The sequence below is a fragment of the Sphingobacterium sp. genome, assembly GCF_039596235.1.
Lineage (GTDB): Bacteria > Bacteroidota > Bacteroidia > Sphingobacteriales > Sphingobacteriaceae > Sphingobacterium.
On sequence record NZ_JBCNKE010000002.1, the window covers coordinates 403,305 to 425,756 of the forward strand.

14 protein-coding genes are annotated in these 22,452 nt (G+C 42.5%); 6 read left to right on the forward strand and 8 right to left on the reverse strand.

The window, feature by feature from the left end:
• Nucleotides 1-42: 42 nt before the first annotated feature.
• Both ABDW32_RS05900 and ABDW32_RS05905 read right to left on the reverse strand, forming a co-directional pair.
• Nucleotides 43-1,041: a metallophosphoesterase gene (locus ABDW32_RS05900; RefSeq protein ID WP_343560380.1), complete on the reverse strand. Its 999-nt coding sequence runs from the start codon at nt 1,039-1,041 to the stop codon at nt 43-45.
• Nucleotides 1,042-1,064: 23 nt separating this feature from the next.
• A complete protein-coding gene (locus ABDW32_RS05905) occupies nt 1,065-3,302 on the reverse strand; it encodes a glycoside hydrolase family 95-like protein (protein WP_343560382.1) in 2,238 nt (745 codons plus the stop codon).
• Between the two features lie 538 nt (nt 3,303-3,840).
• Between ABDW32_RS05905 and ABDW32_RS05910 the strand changes: the two genes are divergently transcribed.
• From ABDW32_RS05910 to ABDW32_RS05925, 4 genes are all read left to right on the forward strand, one after another.
• Nucleotides 3,841-6,597, forward strand: coding sequence for a DUF1553 domain-containing protein (locus ABDW32_RS05910; protein ID WP_343560384.1), 2,757 nt, complete (start codon nt 3,841-3,843; stop codon nt 6,595-6,597).
• Nucleotides 6,598-6,762: 165 nt separating this feature from the next.
• Nucleotides 6,763-8,262, forward strand: a complete 1,500-nt coding sequence (locus ABDW32_RS05915; RefSeq protein WP_343560386.1) for a DUF1501 domain-containing protein — start codon at nt 6,763-6,765, stop codon at nt 8,260-8,262.
• Nucleotides 8,263-8,265: 3 nt separating this feature from the next.
• Nucleotides 8,266-9,147 carry a TIM barrel protein gene (locus tag ABDW32_RS05920; protein WP_343560388.1) on the forward strand — a complete coding sequence of 294 codons (882 nt, stop codon included), beginning with the start codon at nt 8,266-8,268 and terminating at the stop codon, nt 9,145-9,147.
• On the forward strand, nt 9,144-10,580 hold the full coding sequence (locus tag ABDW32_RS05925; RefSeq protein WP_343560390.1) for a DUF2231 domain-containing protein: 1,437 nt from the start codon (nt 9,144-9,146) through the stop codon (nt 10,578-10,580). The genes ABDW32_RS05920 and ABDW32_RS05925 overlap by 4 nt, the downstream gene beginning before the upstream one ends.
• 91 nt (nt 10,581-10,671) lie before the next feature.
• On the opposite strand, the gene ABDW32_RS05930 is transcribed toward ABDW32_RS05925, so the two are convergent.
• The 3 genes from ABDW32_RS05930 to ABDW32_RS05940 are packed head-to-tail and all read right to left on the reverse strand — an operon-like array spanning nt 10,672 to nt 15,144.
• The gene (locus ABDW32_RS05930; protein WP_343560392.1) at nt 10,672-11,967 is read right to left on the reverse strand and encodes an amylo-alpha-1,6-glucosidase; all 1,296 of its coding nucleotides are present in this window, start codon (nt 11,965-11,967) and stop codon (nt 10,672-10,674) included.
• 28 nt (nt 11,968-11,995) lie between these two features.
• Nucleotides 11,996-13,744, reverse strand: coding sequence for a class I mannose-6-phosphate isomerase (locus ABDW32_RS05935; RefSeq protein WP_343560394.1), 1,749 nt, complete (start codon nt 13,742-13,744; stop codon nt 11,996-11,998).
• 59 nt (nt 13,745-13,803) lie between these two features.
• Nucleotides 13,804-15,144, reverse strand: coding sequence for a sugar porter family MFS transporter (locus tag ABDW32_RS05940; protein ID WP_343560396.1), 1,341 nt, complete (start codon nt 15,142-15,144; stop codon nt 13,804-13,806).
• 97 nt (nt 15,145-15,241) lie between these two features.
• Here ABDW32_RS05940 and ABDW32_RS05945 point away from each other — a divergent pair, with 97 nt between their 5' ends.
• Nucleotides 15,242-15,976: a GntR family transcriptional regulator gene (locus ABDW32_RS05945; RefSeq protein WP_343560398.1), complete on the forward strand. Its 735-nt coding sequence runs from the start codon at nt 15,242-15,244 to the stop codon at nt 15,974-15,976.
• 58 nt (nt 15,977-16,034) lie between these two features.
• Here ABDW32_RS05945 and ABDW32_RS05950 read toward each other — a convergent pair whose 3' ends face one another.
• Nucleotides 16,035-17,360, reverse strand: a complete 1,326-nt coding sequence (locus ABDW32_RS05950; protein ID WP_343560400.1) for a hypothetical protein — start codon at nt 17,358-17,360, stop codon at nt 16,035-16,037.
• Nucleotides 17,361-17,693: 333 nt separating this feature from the next.
• Here ABDW32_RS05950 and ABDW32_RS05955 point away from each other — a divergent pair, with 333 nt between their 5' ends.
• Nucleotides 17,694-20,027 (forward strand): GH92 family glycosyl hydrolase, encoded by a 2,334-nt coding sequence (locus tag ABDW32_RS05955; protein ID WP_343560402.1) that lies wholly within the window; start codon nt 17,694-17,696, stop codon nt 20,025-20,027.
• 152 nt (nt 20,028-20,179) lie between these two features.
• Here the strand turns inward: ABDW32_RS05955 and ABDW32_RS05960 are convergent, their stop codons facing one another.
• Nucleotides 20,180-21,361: a homoserine dehydrogenase gene (locus ABDW32_RS05960; protein WP_343560403.1), complete on the reverse strand. Its 1,182-nt coding sequence runs from the start codon at nt 21,359-21,361 to the stop codon at nt 20,180-20,182.
• A 39-nt stretch (nt 21,362-21,400) separates the two neighbouring features.
• A complete protein-coding gene (metX, locus tag ABDW32_RS05965; RefSeq protein WP_343560405.1) occupies nt 21,401-22,444 on the reverse strand; it encodes a homoserine O-acetyltransferase in 1,044 nt (347 codons plus the stop codon).
• Nucleotides 22,445-22,452: the final 8 nt, after the last annotated feature.

A 22,452-nucleotide genomic window follows, 5' to 3' on the forward strand; every position in this document is an offset into this window, starting at 1 on the left:
GCCATTGTTTTTAGTTATTCCTGCGAAGGGGATAAATTGTGCTTAATACTGTAGATGCCTGTTATCGATCTTCGAACTGACAGGATATACATTTTTATGAATGTCTATTTCAACATGAGACAAGGGTATCCCGGCCATGGTGGTTTCCGTCCCTTGAATATGGATGTTTTTTTTATGATCTAAATTAACTGTCGCCCAAATAGGATCCCGATAAACCAATGTCCGCCTTAGAATATGATGTTTTTTGTAAAACTCTTCATCAAATGCTTTGCTTTCAAATGTATCACCAGCCCAGTAATAGGAGGCACTATTGATTTGTACATAGTGAATTCCGTTGATCTCATTATGATAGTTAAGGTGATGGTGACCGGTTAGGACAAGTAGAATTTTCTTGAATCCTGCTTTCATATTCAGCTGCTCTAACAGGTATCTAACAGCCATGCCATTTTCCAGTCCATCATTTTCATTATCCAATCCCTGGTGACAAAAGATGATCACTCGATTTTTAGTGCTTTGGATATCTTTTTTCAACCATTGCAATTGTTTTTGACTGATACTTCGTGGATAACCTTCAATTTTTTTTGTTTGACTATTCTCGTTACCATCCAGGACGACGAAATGAAATCCTTGTTTGTCAAACGAATAATAGGGGGCAGGACTATTCCAGAAATCGGTTACTTGTTTCTTTGTGAACCCTCCATCGGTGTCGTGATTACCGATCACAAAATGTTTTTCTCCGGTAAAGTCATTCCAGATATCCATTAACTCCTTATTTTCCATTTTTGGAAAACAAAAGTCCCCCAAGGAAATAATAAAGTCAGGGTTTTCTTTTTTCATTGTTTCAATAAAGAGTTTCGCACGGCGTGCTCCGTCGTGTATGAGGTCGTAATGAAGATCAGCAATAACACCAAATTTAACTTTGTCAGTTTTGTGCCTGCTACTTTTTGTTTTAGTGACAGGGGCATTGGCAAGGCTCTTGTTGAAAAATAGACCGCCTATGCCTAGACCACTTAGCTGGATAAATTTTTTTCGGTTAATCATAATGTCTCAATAATGTGGGTAGATTAGAGGCTACTTAGCTGAACTGTTTGACCTTTTTTCAGTTTGATATATTGCAAATTCTTATCTTTTGAAAGCCGCTTTTTAGTTGAAATATCCTGAAGATCTGCATTTTCAAAAATGCGGAAGATACCATCTTGGCTAGCGGTTACTTTCAACAGGGTGATTTTGTTATTGTTCTTTTCTGCGCTTACAATAAATCCGCCCGCTGTTCTTAGGTTTTTAAAGGATACATCTTTCCATTCTTCGGGAGTGGCCGGAAAAACTTCTATATAATCATTTTTGCTCTGAATCAACAATTCATGAACACCCTGTGCAAAGGCAAAATTTCCCTCCAGCGTAAAAGGGCGATAAGTAAAATCAGAATACTGACCACCGTTTTGGTCGCCGTTAAGGTGAAATGAATTGATGGAACAAAAGTTATGGGCAAACTTCTGTAGGTTTACGACAGCCTGTTTGCTTTGTTTCGCCCGAGCATGGAGACAGGCCATCCAGGAGAATGAATATCCTACCCAGGCTCTGGTGCCCAATTGTTCTAAATGTGATAACGATTTTTCAATCAGCGATTTGTCCTGTGTATTATTGATGTCAAGTATTCCTAAGGGATAAATAGCCATATAAGGTGACATATGCCGATGTGAATGCTTCATGCTTAGACCCTCTGCAACGCGGAGACCAGTTTCATCTATGGCAAAATTGGGCAATTCAGCGCCATATCGTGTCCATGCTTTTGCTGCTTCGGCTTTGCCGTTAGCTGCACTGACCTCGGCTGCTATAGCGAATAAATAATGTGCCAGGCTGAGATCAAAATTGGTCCAACTATTAAACCAGGCGGCAGTGCTGTTATCATTATATTCGGGGCTGCTGCTCAGGGGGAGATAGCGTTTTCCATCTTTGAGATAAGTTATATTTTTTAGATAGGTCGCTGCTTCTATAATATAAGGATAGGCCTGTTCTTTGAGGAAAGTAGGGTCCATACTGTATTTCCATTGCCAATAAAAATGTTGGGCTGTCCAGGCACTGATTGTAGGTGACAGAGAGTATTGGATCCATCCACCCATCGGGAAACCATTTAAGGTGAGTACACCGGGAATATTTAATCCGTCAACTCCGAAATATTGTTTGGTGTAGCCGAGATTTTTGGGTCTGATTTTCCATAACCAATCTGTGTAACTTTGAGCTTCTTTCATTCGGTTGGCGGCATAAGCCGGCCAATAACTTAGCTGCGTATTGAGATCATTGTGGAAATCTCCCTTCCATGGCGGTAAGCCACCATTATCTGCTGTCCAGACAGCCTGCAGGGTGATTGCGGGAGCTCCCTGACGCGCTGTAGCCCCCAATTTATACAGTTCCAGGTAATATTGCTTTTCGAGATTTTTTTCAGGAATGGAAATGTTGGATTTAGACCAATAGCGAGTCCACCATGCGAGGTGGCTTCGCTTAGCCTTTTCAAATTGTTTGAGTGATAGCACTTGTTTCTTGATCTTTTGATCATTGCTGATCATCCAATAGCCGATCAATTTGGTTGATGAGACTTTTTTCCAACATAGCATAACCTCAAAAAAGTGATGATCATAAGTTTCCTGATGTAATAGCTGTGCACTTTCGGTTTTAACAATCTTCCCCTGTTTGTAGCCCAAGCGAGCTAAACTTTGACCATCAACGACACTTTTTTGTTCGTCTGTATTGTTGTTGTTTTCATATTGATGCGCAACAAGCTCTGGACCAAGGTCGCCCATGTTCTTTGCTGTGATTTCAAAATAACCCAGTGGACTGGTTGCATGGACAAAAGAGGTCAGCGTTTTTCCATCATCGAATTTCAGTGTATGTACAGCAGTTTGTATGTCCAGTACATTGGATACAACTTTTCCGAATTTAGCTAAGTTAAAGGTCATTGCCGCCGCAGGTAATTTGGTGGGATAGGGGGAACGGTCGTAAGGTGAATCACCCCATAGTTGTGCAGTCTGATAACTGTTGTTTTTCAATTGCTGCTGTACCCAGCTAAAATCGTGTTTTTCAACCTCAAATGCCTTTCGTTCGTCCCAGAGATCAGCACGATCTAAGGAAAATCGAATGGTATTCTCTTTTTTCCATATCAATGCACCTAACTGACCATTGCCTAGAGGAATGGCTTCGTCCCATCGCGCTGCAAGATCTGTAAAATTGAGATTATAAGTAGGAGATAGTTGCGCAGTAGCAAGCCGCGCTGCGAAAAATAGTAGTATAAGAAAACCGTATTTCATAATTTATGTGGATGGTTTTACAAATTTAGTGGTCATATCAATCAAAGGCTGACACTATTTAGGCTTTTTTATAGCTTATTTTACCCTTGTTGTATCTTATTTTTCCTTTCATATCTCCAAGAGCAAATCCTATGCTTCCAAGCCCTGACCCATTAATAATCGCCAGCCTTATCGGCTATCGCTTGGAAAGACAGGAAAAGTAGACCGTAACAGAAAGAACATCGGCTTAGCATCAGATTAAAGGTATAAAAAGCGATGCTGATTAAGGTATCGTAACCAAATTGTTATAGGGTGCTGAATGGAACCGTATGGCGCGAATAGGGGTAAAAACGAAGATTGACCCATGTGAGGGTAATATCGATTATATTTCTGTTAATCTAGTTCTAGTATATCCCATTGTTCTTCTTTAAATTTATAAATAAATATCCAATCTGATATTGACTTACTTGTAACTATCCAATTAACTGATACTGGAATAGCTACATAAGAATTATAAATAAACCTAATAACTGACTACTATAGAATAGACCTTATTGCTATGAATAGAAAAATAATGGTGTTCGTATCATTGGCCTTAGTTGTCACCTGCATTGCAATATTTACATTCCGCAAAGAGGAAAAAATAGATTTTAGTGCAGATGTCAAACCGATATTGAATAAACATTGTATCACCTGTCATGGTGGGGTGAAGAAAAGTGGCGGACTTAGTTTTCTTTTTGAAAATGAAGCTTTCGCCAAAGCTGAGTCGGGCAAATCTGCGATTATCCCAGGGGATGCGGAACATAGCGAATTTATGAAAAGATTGCTGTCGGATGACCCGGAATTACGTATGCCCTACAATGCAGCCAAACTCAATGATGATGAGATCGACATCCTAAAAAAATGGATTGATCAAGGGGCAAAGTGGGGGGAACATTGGGCCTATACTTTACCCAAAGAAGTTGAAGTACCCAAAGCCTTTTCGTTTGCGGGACTATTTGGAATAAAACCCAAAGGGGTGAACAATAACATTGACTATTTTGTTCAGGATAAATTAAAGGCCAAAGACCTGACTTTTGCTGATGAAGCTGATCGGGCCACCTTGTTAAGAAGACTTTATTTGGATCTCATCGGTATACCACCAAGCTTGGCCGAAACTCGTGCTTTTATTGAAGATGAGAATGACGATGCCTATTCCCGTAGAGTCGATAGCTTATTGGCCTCCTCCAAATACGGTGAGAAATGGGCAAGTTGGTGGTTGGATATGGCGCGGTATGCCGATACCAAAGGTTATGAAAAGGATGGATCCCGTAGTATCTGGCCCTATCGCGATTGGGTGATCAAGGCGCTTAATAAAGATATGCCTTACGACGAATTTACGGTTGAACAGCTGGCCGGAGACCTCTTGCCTCAGCCAACGAAAGATCAGCTTATTGCGACGGCTTTTCACCGTAACACCATGAATAACGATGAAGGAGGAACCGATAGTGAGGAGTTCCGAATGGCGGCTGTTCTGGATCGTCTAAATACCAGTTACCAGGTATGGTTGAGCACAACATTTGAGTGCGTGCAATGCCATAGCCATACCTATGATCCATTTAAGTTTGAAGAATACTATAAATCACTGGCATTTTTCAACAATACAAGAGATGAAGATACCCAGGGGGATCATCCAAAACTTCGTTTTTACGGTACCCAGGACGAAAAACGTATCGATAGCATTAAGCATTGGCTGGCAGCTAATGGAAATGTCAGCGAAGCAAAGTCCGCAGACCTATTTCTACATACACTTGAACCCAAGATCCATGCACATTATAGTGATCAGATCGTAGACGGGGCTCTGTACGATACGAAATGGCTCGGGGTACGTAACAGTGGGTCGGCCCGTTTAAAAGCGATTACGCTAGATGGTAAAAGACAACTCTTCATGAACTTTTGGACGGATGCGGTCGGCGGGAAAATGGAGGTGCACCTTAATACCCCCACTGGCCCACTGCTGGCGAATGTAGATTTACCTAAAACATCAGGCCGGCAGGTGATTCAAGCGCCGATCGCCGCGACTTCAGGTGTGCATGATCTCTACCTGCTGTTTAAGAATTCATCGGTCGCCAGCGGACAGCCCATATGCATGATTGAATGGTTTGCCTTTCGTGAAGATTTTCCTGTCGGGAAACCGATGGAAAATCAGCATTTACAACGTACCTTTTTGCAGCTTGTCAATCTACAGCCCGAGGGAGTACCAGTTATGATCGAAAACCCGAAAGATATGCGGCGGAAAACCAACGTGTTTATCCGCGGTAACCGTTTGTCACTGGGGGCGGAAGTACAACCCATGGTTCCGGAGTCACTGCATGATTTTCCAAAAGGAGCCCCGCGGAATCGCTTGGGCTTCGCGCAATGGATTGTTAGTAAAGAAAATCCATTGACAGCCCGAACTTTGGTTAACCGTGTTTGGGCACAGCTCTTCGGTCGGGGACTCGTTGAGCCTTTAGGTGATATGGGCACCCAGAGCACACCGCCAATCCATCGTGAATTATTGGATTATCTCGCCTTGGATCTTATGAACGGAAAAAAATGGAGCATGAAGAAGTTGATTCGTGAAATCGTCCTCTCGGGTACATATAGGCAATCTTCGAGACTAAATAGTGACAATGTAAAAAAGGATCCACAGAATTATTATCTCGCAAGAGGACCGCGATTCCGTCTTTCGGCCGAACAGATCCGCGATCAGGCTTTGGCCGTCAGTGGATTGTTAAGCAATAAAATGTATGGGCCCAGTGTCATGCCTTATCAACCGGATGGGGTTTGGATGACTGTGTATAGCGGTGAGTCCTGGGTGAAAAGTGAGGGTGAAGATCAATATAGGCGTGGTGTCTATACCTTTTTGAAACGTACTAGCCCATATCCTTCCTTTGTTTCCTTCGATGCATCCAGTAGGGAAGTTTGTCTGGTTGATCGTATTCGGACAAATACACCATTACAGGCGCTGGCAACACTGAATGATCCAGTATACCTGGAGGCGGCAAAACATTTGGGTGAAATCATGGAACGAGAAGGCAAAGGGAATCCCAAAAATAGCATCGGTGCGGGATATCGAAGAACAATGCTTAAGGAAGCTGATCCCAAGAAGATTGCCGACCTCGAGCTCCTTTATCAAAAGGCGCTCGCGGAATTTAATAAAACACCCGCTGCCGCAGCGAAATATGTGGGCGGTGATTCTGCTAAGGTCGATGGTAAAAAACTGTCATCAAAAGCCGCTTACATGATGGTGGCAAATGCCTTATTGAATTTGGATGAATTCCTGACAAAATCCTAACGCATAAGCTTAGGAATAATTAATGTGAGTGAGTGAGTGAGTGAGTGAGTGAGTGAGTGAGTGAGTGAGTGAGTGAGTGAGATTGAAAGAAACCCAAAATAATAGCGATATAGAGGTAATCGTAAGTTGCTGTGATTGAATCATACGATTAAAAGATTTACTTGAATGAAAGATCTGAATAAACTAATTGAAGAAGCCCAGCAATCTGAATTGAAAGCTGTGACAAGAAGACATTTTTTGAAAGACTGTGTTGCTGGCATCGGTGGCATTGCCCTTGGAAGTCTATTGGCAAGTTGTGGTGGTTGGGATTCGTCAAAAACCAAAGGGAGTCTGGATTTGAATGCCCTGAATCCATTGATCCCGAAATCACCACATTTCCCCGGCAAGGCCAAAAGTGTCATCTATTTGCATATGGCAGGAGCCCCTTCACAACTTGAACTTTTTGATTATAAACCTGCATTGCAGAAATTGCATAATCAACCCTGTCCACAATCACTTTTGGCCGGAAAGAAATTTGCATTTATTCGGGGAGTACCCAAAATGCTGGGACCACAGGCTACCTTCAAGCAGTATGGGCAGAGTGGAGCTTGGGTATCTGACCATTTACCACATTTCAGTAAGGTGGTTGATGAGGTTAGTTTTTTGAAAGCTGTTCATACCGATCAGTTTAATCATGGACCAGCACAGCTGTTTATGCATACCGGGAGTGCCCGACTGGGCCGCCCGAGTATCGGTTCCTGGGTGACCTACGGCCTAGGTTCGGAAAACAGCAATTTACCAGGTTTTGTGGTATTGACCTCGGGTGGTAAAACACCAGATGCGGGAAAGAGTGTTTGGGGAAGTGGTTTTCTACCATCAGTTTATCAAGGAGTTCAATGTCGTTCAAAGGGTGATCCCGTTTTGTATATCGCCGATCCTGAAGGAATGGACCGCAATATGAAACGAAACCTTATTGATGCGATCAATAAGGTGAATAAAACCGAATATGACACATTTAAGGATCCAGAGACACTGTCGCGGATTGCGCAATATGAGATGGCCTATAAAATGCAGGTTGCGGTACCTGAGGTGATGAATATCAATAATGAGCCGGCGTATATCCACGAGTTATATGGTACTGAGCCCGGAAAGGAGTCTTTTGCAAACAACTGCCTGTTGGCTCGTAAGCTCGTTGAGCAGGGAGTGCGTTTTGTGCAATTATTTGACTGGGGCTGGGACAGCCATGGAACAAATGCATCAGACTCGATAGATCTTGGGTTTCGAAATAAATGTCGTGAAATTGATCGCCCGATGACCGCATTGATTTTGGATCTAAAACAGCGTGGTCTACTCGAAGATACGCTGGTTGTTTGGGGTGGTGAGTTTGGGCGGACGCCAATGCAGGAAAACCGGGATAATAGTGATATGCCCTTCCTGGGACGCGATCATCATACGGATGCCTATACCATTTGGATGGCGGGTGGAGGTGTCCGCAATGGGATCAGTTATGGACAGACAGATGATATCGGTTTTGCGGGTGTTGAAGGAAGGGCTTCCGTACACGACGTCCATGCAACTATGCTCCATCTCCTTGGCTTCGACCACGAAAAATTTACTTACGAATTTCAGGGCCGTCCATTCCGGTTGACGGATGTGGAAGGCGAACTTATACAAGCGATTATTTAACTAATGAAAGGATTCCTATTATCAATACTGCTGCTGGCCAATTTTTTTACAGCTTTCGCTCAGAAGCAAGAGAAACTACATATCAAATATTATTGTACCAATTGGGGAAATGCCGATTCCTGGGACCAGTTTTGTGCGCGTGTTAAGAAAGCAGGTTATCATGGTGTCGAAGCCTGGCTACCCGGCGATCTGAAAGAACGGAAGGAAATGATGGATGCCCTACAAAAATACGGCCTGAGCTTAGGCTTGCTTTCGGGCGGTTCTGGAGCTTCTTATGAACAGTACCGCGAAAGCTTTAAACGTAATCTGGAAGAAGCTGCCCATATGAAACCGGATTACATCAACTGTCATACAGGTAAGGAGTATTATTCCTTTGACCAGAATAAACAATTGATCGACATAGGTAAGGTCGTGATGGAAAAACAGCATATTCCGGTATATCACGAAACACATCGGGGTAGATTTAGCTTTGCGGCACACCTGACGAAGGATTATTTAGCTAAAATTCCTGCTTTAAGACTTGCTTTGGATATTTCACATTGGTGCAATGTACATGAGTCCCTGCTCAATGACCAGCAGGAGGCAGTCGCGTTAGCACTCTCCCGGACAGAACATATCCACGCCCGAATCGGACATCCGGAAGGACCGCAGGTCAATGATCCGGCAGCGCCAGAATGGAAACATACTGTAGATCAACATTTGGCCTGGTGGGACGAGGTCGTTAACCAACACAAACAAAGAGGAGCGAAGCTGCTGACCATCACAACGGAGTTTGGCCCGGCAGGCTATCTGCCTACATTGCCTTTTACACAGCAACCCGTCGCTGACCAATGGTCAGTAAATGTATATATGTTGAACTTACTCAAAGGCAGATATAAAGAATGATGGTTTTCCTTGAAGAATTAATGGCCTTTTTGGGACGTTTTCACCCCATCTTAGTGCATTTCCCCATCGGAATTTTAGTGATCGCTTTTGTGATGGCGTTTTTGGAGTTTTTCAAAAAGGAAAATCCATATCGGCCTGCAATTAGATTGTCTTTATTCTTAGGTAGTACGGCAGCTGTATTTGCAGCGCTCTCCGGATTTCTGCTTTCACGCAATGGTGGATATGAAATAGAGGTACTCAATTACCACCAATGGTTAGGCATTGTGGTCGCAGGATGTAGCATACTGCTTTATCTTCTTTATCGGGAAAAAAGCCGGGAATTGCGATGGTCAAGAAAAATCGTTCGGTTCCGCTTTGGGGTATTTTCGCTTTTGGTTATATTGCTGGGTATCACAGGACATTATGGGGGTACCTTAACACATGGAAAAGGTTATTTTATTGAAGCGATGCCGCAGGCGATGAAAAAGACCTTTGCTGTGGAGGAAAGCAATGAAGAGATTCTGATTGTTGAGAACGTACAACAGGCTTTCGTCTATGAGGGTATTATACAGCCCATATTGAAACAACGGTGTCAAAGCTGCCACGGCGACCGGAAAAAGGAGGGCGAATTGGCCTTACATACAAAGGAAAGTCTCTTAAAAGGAGGGGAGAATGGTAAAGTATTGTTAGCTAACAAATCCAAGGAAAGTGAGCTGTATAAACGTTTGATCCTGCCGGCGGGAGACAAAAAAAGAATGCCGCCAAAAGGGCGCACACCGATCAGTCCCGACCAGATCAAACTGATTGCCTGGTGGATCGATCAGGGAGCGAGCTTTGATAAAAAAGTGGGGCAACTTACACAGTCCAAGGAAATTGCTGCCATATTGAAAAAATTGGAGACAGGTCAGCAGGACGCTCCTAAAGTATTATACGCGGATTTCCCCAAAGCACCGGATTTACCGAAAGGAAAAATGGATGCCTGGCAGGCAAAAGGCATTAAAATTATTCCGGTGGCCAAAGAAAATAATTTAGTTCAGGTCAATGCCATCAATTATCCCCAGTTCAATGACAAGGATCTACAGGATCTGTTGGCGATTAAAGAAAACATCGTTCAGCTGAAACTCGGTCATACGGCTATCACAGATCAAGCCTTGGCTACGATAAAATCCATGCCCTTCGTCTCTCGTTTGCACCTCGAGAATACCAAAGTTTCCGATAATGGTTTGTTGCAACTGAAAGGGCTGCAAAAGCTGGTGTATCTGAATCTGGTCGGAACCAAAGTAACCGTAAACGGATTGGCGAATTTGAAAGATGTTCCCAATTTGAAAAATGTATATATCTATCAAGCAGCTGGCGGAAACAATGTGGACTTAAAGGTATTGCAGGCTAAAATTCACGTAGATACCGGTAATTACCGCTTGCCATTTATCGCTACAGATACAATCAAGTTCTAGGGATGATAAAATGAGAGTGAGTGTATCTAAAAATAGGGTTGGCCGATCTTTTTGGCCAACCCTATTTTTTGTCTTATATAAATGCTGTGGATTATTTTCCGGAATTCTCCAATAGGTTGATCGCATCGTAAAGTACTCCAGCTTCGCCTCTGAACGTTCCCGAACCTTCAGGTTTATTGTCTTTGGTATACCATTCGTAAAAGCCTTTATTTTTAAGAACACGTTCCAACATGGGCTTGATCTGTTGGTAGGCTTCTTGTTGGAAACCATTTTTAACCAATTGCTGGATCATTCTGCCGCCAAACCAGGTCCAATCCCCACCATTTTGATAACCATAAGGATACATACCTTTGTTTTTGAAGAAGCCAGCCGGATAGGTTGGGTATACCGTTAAGCCAATAGTGGCAGCCCCTGCATCTTTTACATTTTTGATCATTTTTTGCAAAGAGGTTTTGATCTGTTCTTTGCTAAGAAGGTTAGCCTCGATGGCGACTGCTGTTCCGCCGTGGTAGTAGATCTGATTTTCATCAAAATCTTTCGGAAATGGCGATCCTTTGATGTAGATGTGCGGGATAAATTTTTGATTTTTATCGTCCCAAAGGTGTTTCATTGTATTGCTGGCTATCCTCTCCCGAACCTGGCCCCACTTTTCCTTTTTCTCAGGGAAAAGATCAATATAATTGTCCAGTGCTATTAAAAACATGGCATTATCGTAGATGTCCAATGCGATATGGGAGTTTTCGTCTAGATGCACACCCCAATCATGTTCAGGTTGTACATCACCCCAATCGACGGTTGTAGCCCCCCATAATAAACCGTATGTGGTATTGTAGCGTTTATCCATCAGGAATTGCAAAGCCTGTTCCATGCGGTCTTTTACGCTTGTAGCACCTATTTTTTGCGCCAGAAAAGCGGTATCCTTGGTTGCGGCGATGTATTTATGTACTGCTTGGATCAGAGACGTTTCCTGATCGGTTTCAACGGTGTTTTTATGTGCGGCATATTCCGGTGCCAGGGGATTTGTAATTGTATAATAGTCCGAAACACCGTTTTTTAAGTTGGATTTTTTAACGAAGCCATCGGCGATATTGCCGTCTGTCCCCTGTAATTTAAAAAATATACCAAGCTGGTCTTTGATCTGTTCGTGTGGATGTACTTTGGTGGCCAAGGTAATAAAGGTATTATAGTCCCTGATCCACACCTCACTGTAACCGTCGCCAGCATTGAACCCTGCCTTTATAACATTGGTCGCCATATCTTTGACCAGCTGGAAGCTACTATCCTGCAGAGCAGAATGTTGTGTGGTGCTAGCCGTAGATTTATTTCCTCCACCATTACAAGATAAGATTAACAATGAAGTAGATAACGCGAAATATAAATTTCTCATGATGCTTTTTTTCGTTGGTTTATTTAAATTAACATTTGGAGTCTTTGACAAAAGACTGTATAACCTTTGCCTGAGTAGTTCCCAGGTTTCGAAGTGAATAGGATTTCGCAGCTGCCGGAACAGCAAAGGTTTCAGCATAATGGAAGATTTTTTTCATTCCATTGGCAGTCGTCAGTTCAACGGCTTCCCCCTCAACGAGCATCATGATATGGCATTGTCCCTTTGTTTCTATGCTTACTTCATCTTCAAATTCATACCTGAAAACATCGTAAAAATGATCCTCATGTGTCGGTAAATGTACTTTTTTCGATTGTGTATCCAGCTCGCTAACCTGAGGTTGTGAAAGAAGCGTATTCTTGACAACTTCACCTTTACGGTTAAAATTGAGATTGGAGAAGGCTCTGTCGATATTCAATGGGCGCGGCTTCCCGTCTAAGTCTGGACGTACCCAGTCGTACATCTTAAAGGTGTAGTTGTATGGGGTGGCGCTGATTTCCAATACAAGGTTATTAGTACCCGAGGAGTGTACGGTACCATGGGGAATCAGGTACAGCTGGTGTTTTTGGGATTCAAATTTTTGGACGTATTTGTCAATTGCAATTGGCTCACCCGTATGGAAACTCTGTTCAAGCACAGTACGGAATTGATCCGCATCTATATCCTCCTGAAATCCCAGATAGACCTGGGCATCGCCTTTTCTGTCAACGATGTAATAGGATTCATCCTGTGTGAAATTTTCTCCAAACTCTGTTTTGGCATAATTTGGGCTAGGGTGGCACTGAATGGAAAGATTGCCACCGTCAAAAGTGTCAAGAAAATTGAACCGGATTGGAAACTCGACGTCGAAATGGGGCTGTGCAGTACCTAGGACATTTGAGCTTTCCTGATACATCAGCTGATCAAATGAAATTTCGAGTACCAGTCCATTGCCTTCCAGTAATATACCATTTTCGGGAACGATCATCTCAAAAGACCAGGCGTAGTTTTTCGCCTGTTGCTCGATACCTGTCAAATGCTCCTTCATCCATTGCCCACCCCACACGCCGGGCTCAAATGTAGGTCTTACCCGAAAGTAGTTTTCAGACATGGCATGTAATGTTGCTTTTAAGTCGCTTCCTATAATCCAGGGCAGATTTTCCTGAGATTGCTGATCGGCTAGAATCTCCACCCGGGATAATATCGCCCGTTTGTGTCGGTTGAGGATTTCCCAGTCAACAAAATAATAACGTTTGTAAAGTTCTTTTTGATTCGTTTGCTTTGCACAAGCCAAGTTCCAGGCCAGTCCGGCACGCATCCGTTGAATAAGTACATTTTTGGGTAGATCGATGTACATCACCTTGCTGGGGTTATCTAAAAGTGCGGCTCCCGGACCGTAAAAGATGACATATTCATTGGTAGCAGTATTGTTTAGCATTTCGTCAAAAGCGGCTAACTTCAGGGCATCAAAATATGCGGACAGTTGGAGGGGCGCTTTTTTCCCAAATAATGGATCATCACCGCCCAAGTAAGGGGCAACTTTCTCCTGAATAATTGATTCCGGCAAGAAAGCTGTTTCCATCGAAACAAACCGTACCGTTAATCCCCGTTTAACAAATTCCTGCTGGATCTGTGCCACAGGTATTTCCCAATTTACGCCAACAAATCCATCTATACAATGTATATCATGTTCGATCAGGTGATCCACCAACTCCTGATAAGAGTTTGACAATTGGCCCTGAACTGGAAATGTAGGTAAGATGTCGTATTGAAAAGATGTCGTTTGAGTATTGGAATACATAATGTTATTGATTGCGTATATAAAAGTTGACTTAATTGATATGATGTTTTAATATGATATTATGTGTTTTGATTGTGGGGATTTTTCGTTGATTTTTCAATCCAATATTTTTCGATATCCTCCAAAGGTTTTCCTTTTGTTTCGGGCAGATAAATGAATACAACCACAAAAGCTATTGCGCAAAAAAAGGCGAATAACCAAAAGGTATAATGGGCGCCCCACGAAGCAAGTAAAATCGGTGTCAGCTGTCCAACGATCGCGTCCGAAATCCACATGACCATAATACTTATCCCCATTGCCCTAGCCCGTATGGCATTTGGAAATATTTCGGCAGCCACCACAAATTTCAATGGACCAATAGAAAAAGCAAAGAAAAATAAAAATAAAAGGATGGAAACAATCAATGCAACATTGTTTGTTTGGTCTAGACTAAAAAGATAACCGGTGGCAATCAAACTGATGGTCGCACCCAATGTGCCCAAAATATATAAGGGTCTTCTTCCCCAATTGTCCACTTTCCAAATGGCAAAGCAGGTAAATAAGACATTTGCTGCACCGAAAAATAGTTGTGCATGATAGGAGTTCGCTAGGGAAATCCCTGATTCAAGCAGGATACTGGGACCATAATAGACGATCGCATTGATGCCGCTGAGCTGGGAAAACAAAGGTAAAAATAATCCCAGGAGAAAAGCTCTACGGTAAATTGGGGAAAACAGTTCCCGGATATGACCTTTGGCCGGACTCGGTGAATCATGCAGATCTGTCAGACCGAGTTTGGCGCTAATGCGGGCGACCTCTTCATTGCGTCCATTTTTTGCAAGCCAGCGTGGGCTTTCGGGAATAAAGTATACGCCCAGGGAGAGTAAAATAGCTGGGATCGCTCCAACTAAAAACATACCGCGCCACAGCTCCGTCTCCGGCAACGAATGCAATTGAAGAATAAAGTAATTACTAATATAAGCGATCAGGATACCAAACGTGATTGCCAATTGATAACAGGTAACCGATCTGCCTCTGAATTTACTGGGCGATATTTCGGCGAGATACAGGGGGACGACGATCGAAGCGATACCAACACCCAGTCCACCAATGCCTCTGCTCAGAATCAATAGAGTATAGCTTGGGCTCAATCCGCAACCGATTGCAGATAATAAAAATAATAAGGAAGCAACAATAAAAGCCTGTTTGCGACCATATTTGTCTGTAAAAGACCCGGTGAAAAATACACCTATAATGCATCCGATCAATGCTGAACTAACAAAAATACCTTCCTGAACAGGGGATAATCCGAAAAACTGCTTGACCAGCGGCAGAGCTCCAGCAATAACAGCCATATCGAATCCGAAAAGTAAGCCTCCCAGTGAAACGATGCATAAAATAAGGATAAAATTCTTAGACATACCTGGTTTATAAGTTTTATATGTATATACATACAAACATATATCTATTTTTTTAATTATGCAAAAAATCTTAATTTAGCCTAAGCAATATTACGTAATGAATTTAAAAATAGACCATAAAAGCCCGGTTCCACTGCATATACAGGCAGAGAATTTATTGCGGGACTTGATAAAACAACCGGAATATATTGAAGGAAAATTATTGCCCAATGAGATTGAACTGGCCAAGCGTCTGGCTATTTCACGCTCTACGTTACGCCTGGCGATCAATAAACTTGTATATGAAGAGCTGTTGATCAGAAAGAAAGGGATCGGTACCAAGGTAGCCAGCTCAAAATTCAGTTCGAAATCCAAAAACTGGCTGAGTTTTTCGCAGGAAATGAAGAATCGTGGCATTGAGGTGAAGAATTTTGAGTTACATGTAAGCTGGGTGGTGCCGGATAAAGCCGTTACACAGTTTTTTGCTGTTGAAGAAGATCAAAAGCTATTGAAGTTGGAGCGCTTGCGGGGCAAGAAAGACGATCCTTTCGTCTATTTTATCTCGTATTTCCATCCACGTATCGGTTTGACAGGTGATGAAGATTTTAAACGTCCACTGTATGAAATACTGGAAGCTGACTACCATGTCGTAGCTGATCTTTCGCAAGAGGAGATTGACGCTGTTGCTGCAAATAAATTTATAGCAGATAAACTCGAAATCAATATCGGTGATCCTATCTTGTCACGCAAGCGATTCGTTTTTGATCAGTCTGGAAAACCGATTGAATATAATCTAGGTTTCTATCGGGCCGAAAGTTTTACCTATACGGTTGAAAGCCGAAGAGATTATTAAAACCTGAAATGATCCAGTAGCGACAAGCTATTGGATCATTTCATCGACAAAACTATCGTTATTGAGCGACCGTTTCAGAGGCCCATTGATTGATCATGACGATCGCCTTGCTCAATACACCCGCCGAACCCTTGAATTTTCCGGATCCACTGGGGACATCGTTCTTCCCATACCATTCATAAAAACCTTTATTTTTGACCACACGGTCAATCATTGGCTTTAGTTCGTCGTAAGCTTCCTGATAGAATCCATATCGGATCAGCTGCTGGATCATTCTGCCACCAAACCAGGTCCAGTCACCACCATTCTGATAGTGATAAGGCTCCGCCATCCAGCCTTTGAAAAATCCTGTGGGGTAGGTGGGGTAAAGGGTAAGCCCGATACTGGGCATTCCGGATAGGCGAACATTTTCCAGCATCTGTTTATTTACAATAGCTATTTCATTTCTTTTGAGCAAACCGGCTTCAATGGCAACTGCCGTTCCACCATGATAGTGGATTTTGTTTTCATCAAAACCTTTCGGTAGAGGAGATGATTTGGGGTAGATGTGGGGAATAAATTTCTTTCTTTTTTGATCCCAGAGATAGCGTCTGCTGTTCGTTTCAAGCTCTTTTTTAAAGGTCTTCCAGTCGGTAATTTCTTTCGCTTTGGGTTGTATTTCAATTAATAGCTGTAAGGCAATGATAAGCATGGCATTGTCATATATATCAATAGCCTCATTCGAAAGATTATTCCAGTCGCAGCCAAAATCATCGTGCAGCTGGACATCACCCCAGTCTGCTGTCATAGCTCCCCAGAGCAGCTTGTATTTTGCATTGTACCTTTCTCGTTTGAGGTAATCTAACATAAGTTGTACCCGTTCTTTGACCGAGAGCCCTCCAATGGATTCATCAAGAATACTGTAATCCTGGGTTTTTTGTATGTATTTCCCCAATAGCTGAATCAAAGAACTCTCCTGGTCAGTCTCGACTGTATTTTTAAATCCAACATGCTCGGGTGCATTTTTTGAGTAATAGGGGGTATCATCATGCCAGGTGAAATCTTTCTTGAGTACATAGCCATCTACCATCTCGCCATTAGGTTGTTGCATTTTAAAAAATAGGAGAATCGCACCCCGGACATCAGCCGGGGACCTTTCCTCCAATGCAGTTTCTATAAAGGTATTGAGATCCCGTGCCCAGATCTGGGAATAACCACTTCCGGCATTGAAGCCTTCTTTGATAACCTGCCGGGCTAAGCTATCCACGTACTTTAATTTTTGATCCGCCAAAATGGTCCGTGCCAGTTGAAGCGGTGCTTGCTTTGAGGCTGCGTTTTGTTGGGCGGATAGATTACTTCCGAATAAAATAAATGTAAAACTAAGAAACGCCAGTTTTCTTTTCATGAGAACGCTGATTATATATTGAATGATGGAAGCATTTCAGTAGCCTGATAAGTTGTATTGTTTTATACGTTGTATGATCGTTGATGCTGAACTGGCTTTCCTGAATTAAAACTTCTTGGTTATTTTTTTATTATATGTATGTACAAGTAAAAGTATGAAAATAACAGTTCTCTAACGCTTTTTATAGAATCATAATTGAAATAGTATTTAAATTTTTACAATTTATGGGTGTTTTTAACCTGAAGGGCTAGCTGACTTTTTTACTAATTTTTGTCTTCATGTTTATACATAGTTTATTTTTCGTAAATTTGTTTTTAAACCTAATTGATAATAATGGTAAAGCATCTCATCATTTATTTTTTCTGCCTGCTCTTTAGTGTGAACTATACGCAAGGACAACAGCAGATTGATTTAACCAGGCTCGTAAAACCGAATATTGGATCTGTCCACAGCCGCTATTTTTTTTACACACCTGCGGCAGTGCCTTTTGGTATGGCGAAATTAGCGCCAAGCACCAATGGTAGCTATGGTAATAAGTCCGGTTGGGATGCGGTGGGCTATGATGATAGGCACAGCTCAATCGAAGGCTTCGCTAATTTTCATGAATTTCAGGTCGGTGGGATTACCTTTGCGCCTTCGGTCGGACAGCTCAGAACGGTTCCGGGTAAACTGGATCAGCCACAAAGTGGTTACCGTTCGTCGTTCGACAAGAAAGATGAATTTGCCACCGCAGGTTACTATCGGGTGAAGTTGAAGGACTATGGAGTTTTGGCGGAACTGACAGCAACCAAGAGAGTCGGCTTCCATCGTTATACCTTCCCCAAAACAGATTCAGCTCATATTATATTTGATATTGGCCATGTCATGGGGGAAAGTGGGCCGGTCGTGGACGCCGAAGTAAATTATGATAAACAGTTTGTATGGGGATATGTCGTTACTAATCCGGTCTATGTTCAGAAATATCAACAGGGAGCTACTGTAAAGATGTATTTCTTTGCCGAGCTCAGCAAGTTGCCAAAATCCTATGGTACATTTAAGGACTCGGTGATATTTCAGGAAAAGAAAACTATTCAGGGAAAAGGATCTGGCGTATTTCTGCGATTTGCTACGAAGGCCGATGAATCCATTACAATCAAAACCGGACTGTCTTATACCTCAGTAGATAATGCGCGGATAAACTTGCGTCAGGAGGCAAAAGACCTGACATTCGACCAAGCGAAGTCGCAAGCGCTTAATACTTGGAACAACGAGCTGGGAAGGATATTCGTGGAAGGTGGTAAAGAGATGGACCGTATAAAATTTTATACAGGTCTGTATCATGCGCTGCTTGGGCGTGGGCTTGCCAGTGATATCAATGGAGCCTATCCCAAAAATGATGGTTCGGTCGGTCAGATCGCCTTAAATGCCCAAGGAGAGCCCCTGCATCAACACTATAATACAGATGCAATCTGGGGAGCATTTTGGAATCTGACCCAGCTGTGGTCGATTGCTTATCCCGATTATTACAACGATTGGGTACAAAGCCAACTTCTGGTATACCGCGATGCAGGCTGGCTGGGCGATGGTATTGCCAATAGCAAATACGTCTCCGGCGTAGGGACTAACTTTACCGGATTGGCGATTGCTGCAGCATATAATGTCGGTATCCGGAATTATGACACCAATTTCGCCTATGAAGCCGTACGTAAAAATGAACTTGAATCGCGCGGGCGAATTCCGGGTGCAGGTAAGCTGGATGTGGGGGTATTTGTCGATAAAGGTTATTCGCCCTATATCCAAGATGATACCGGTAATCCCGAATTATTAACCACTGGATCACCCTTTGGTGCTTCCCATACCTTAGAATATGCATTTTCGGCCGCTGCTGCAGCGCAATATGCGAAATCACTCGGACGTGATGCAGACTACAGAAAACTTCATCAACTTTCATCTGCCTGGAAAGGACTATACGATCCGTCGACAAAATTTATGCGACCAAAAGACAGTTTGGGGAAATTTATTCCAAATTTTAACCCTTATCAACCTTGGCGAGGTTTTCAGGAAGGAAATGCTTGGCAATATACGTTTTATGTTCCCCATGTTCCGCAAGAGCTGGTTCAGCTTGTAGGGAAGGAGCTATTTAATCAGCGCCTGGATAGCATATTTACAGTGTCGCAAAAGAATGTTTTCGGTGGCGGAACCCATATCGATGCCTTCGCAGGGCTTGCAAGCTTATATAACCATGGCAATCAGCCCAATTTACATATTTCCTGGTTGTTTTATTTTTCAGGAAGACCCGACCTCAGCCAAAAATGGGTACGGGCTATTGCAAATGAATTTTATGGTACCGATCCTGTACACGGTTATGGCTATGGACAGGATGAAGACCAAGGCCAATTGGGCGCTTGGTACGTGCTGTCAGGGATCGGTTTATTCGATGTGAGAGCCTTAACAACTGAAAATCCTGCCTTTCAGATAGGTGCTCCTCTGTTTGATAAAGTGACGATACAACTGCCCAAAACTTTACGAAAAAACAATTTTACAATTCAGGTAAAAAAGGAGGATCCGGACAGCTTTTATGTTGGTCAGGTTAGATTGGATAATAAGCTATGGAAGGGTTGGCAGCTTCCTTTCGAACAATTGGTGAAAGGTGGAGTAATGACGGTGCATCTGAAAAGCAAGCGCTAGCTTGAAGAGGTATATTAGCGGCGAAAGAGTAAAAAGCTAACCATCCAAGGCCCGATTAATAAAAAAAAGACCACTGAAAATGTGTCGCAAAAAAATAGGGGTGTCCAACTTTTATAGAACACCCCTTAATGGTAGGTTGGTTTGTTGATTGCCTACGCGATTTCAGCGATGAAATTGCCTTCTTGGTCCAAATCTGCCTTATGAGCTGCAATTTGTTGAAGATTGATATAGCCAATAACATATTTGAAATCTGCTGCGTAATATCTTTCGGTGATCTCACTGAAATTTAGTTTTTCGATCAGTTGATCGTCCGTGTATCTTACATAGACTTTAAGCAGATAATCCTGACTATAATTTAAGGCACTGGATTCTAAATGCTTTTTATATTCATAACGGTAGCCATAGCGTAATGCCGCAATATCCGACAATACGGCTGAGCCAGTAGGATGACCGCCGGCACCTTTGCCATAGAAGAATTGCTCATCTGCAAAAGCTGCTTTGACCAATACACCATTATTTTCATTCTCGACATTATACAACATGCTTTCTTTACTGACCAAACGAGGAAGCACATAAAGTACAACCTTATTGCCATCAATCTCTTTGGCCGTTGGGATGAGCTTGATTTTAAAATTCTTTTCTTTTGCGAAACGGATATCCTGTTGACCTAATTTGTCGATACCGATATTAAACACGTCATCTGGTTTAACATAGATACCGTAAGCATGTGAAGCAACGATACAGACCTTAAATTTCGGATCATATCCGCCCACGTCAAGCGTAGGGTCTGTTTCTGCAAAGCCGAGTTCCTGGGCTTTTTTCAGTGCATCTGCGTATTGTTGGTTTTCATTAAAGACTTTCGAAAGAATGTAGTTGGAAGATCCGTTAAAAATACCGCTGACAGAATGCAAAAGCTCATTGTCATAATATTCTTCCAGATTACGGATAATAGGTATACTCCCACAGACAGCCCCCTCATAAAGGAGGCTAGTGCCATATTCATGTTGAATGTCAACCAGCTCCTCAAGATGACTGGCAATCATTTTTTTATTGGCAGATACTACATTCTTGCCAGATTTCAATGCGCGTACAGTTAGTTTATAAGCTGCTTCGGCATCATCGATCAGTTCGACAACAGTATTGATTTCGGGATCGCCCAAGATCGCTTCGGCATCCGTTGAAAATAGCTCAGCTGGCAGTGTACGTTTTTTGTCTGCATTTTTAATGACAAACTTCTTGATTTCCAGATTCAGATTTTTGGTTTTGATAATGTCGTAGAGACCCTGGCCTACTACTCCAAAGCCAAACATCCCTATCGTTAATTTATTACTCATATCTCTTCTTATGTGCTCTTATATTATTGTTTACTTCTCTTATACTAATTCGTTGATATACGCCTTCTTATTCGCCAAAAAATTATGGATAATAGTCGTCAGTTTTTTTGTTTCTATCAGAAAGCCGTCGTGGCCATAGCTCGACTCGATTTCTTGATAGCTGGCATTTGGAATATGCGCTGCGATAAATTTCTGCTCATCTGGTGGAAATAATATATCTGTATTTACACCCAAAACCAATGTGGGACAATGGATCCCGGCAAGGGCTGATTCAAGCGATTTTCTTCCCCGGGCCAAATTGTGACTATCCATCGCCTTTGTGAGGTAGAAGTAGCTATAGGCGTTATAGCGTTTTACAAGCTTTTCACCCTGATAATTTTGATAGGAAGCCGCTTTGTAATTGTTTATTTTATTGTCATCTTCATCCTGTTGTGTATGCTTATACGTGATATAATTGCGATAGGATAACAAGGCGATCGAGCGTGCGACTTTAAGTCCTTTTTTACCACCATCGGGATGATTAGCGTAGAATGTGCGATCTGCCGTAATTGCTAAGCGCTGACTTTCATTAAACGCAATGCCCCAAGCAGAATGTACCGCATTGGTGCCGACAACAATGAGTTGATTGATGGCGATTGTATTGGATGCTGCCCATTCCAGCGCCTGCTGCCCGCCCAGAGAACCCCCAATTAGAACTTCAATTTGGTTGATATCCAGATGTACCGCCAGCAACTGATGCGCATTGACCAGATCTTTTACCGTAAATTCCGGAAAAGATAGGTAATAAGGCTGACCAGTGGCCGGATTAATGGATAGGGGATTGCTACTGCCATAAGCCGATCCAATGACATTGGCACATACGATGTAGTAATCATTTGGATTAAATAGATCGTTTGTGCCAAACAAACCGGGCCACCAATCCAACACATTCGCATTTGCCGTTAGGGCATGACAGACCCAGATTACATTACTGCGATCAGCATTAAGTTCACCAAATACTTCGTAGCTTATCTGTAAATCGACAAGTTCCTTCCCGTTTTCAAATACAAAGGGAGTGGGATGTTGATAAATATGCCTGCTCATTACACTTA